This is a genomic window from Bradyrhizobium sp. 25ACV (assembly GCF_054863005.1).
Window position 1 is genome coordinate 1 of the sequence record NZ_JAVAYO010000059.1, and the last position, 300, is coordinate 300.

Annotated in this window: 1 pseudogene; it reads left to right on the plus strand. The window is 66.7% G+C overall.

The features are described 5' to 3' along the window. A pseudogene (locus tag RAD04_RS38565) lies at nt 1-300 on the plus strand (hybrid sensor histidine kinase/response regulator); the annotation flags it as partial.

Sequence of the window (300 nt, forward strand, 5' to 3'; positions counted from 1 at the left end):
GGTGATCATGATCATCGACCCCAACGGCATTGCCAAGGCGCTCGGCGCCGCCGGCTCCTCGGCCCATGACATGGGGGACGAGAACGGCGCGCATCACATCGGCTCGGGCGAGCAGACCACCTCGCTGCTGGTGTTCCGCGCCGGCTCGTCGCAGCCCAAGGCGGTCCCGCTTGGCCTCGTCACGCGCCTGGAAGAGCTGCCCGCCGACAAGATCGAGTTCAGCAACGGCCGCTACATGGTGCAATACCGCGAGCAGCTGATGCCACTCGTTGCCATGGAAGGCGTCACCATCGCGAGCCA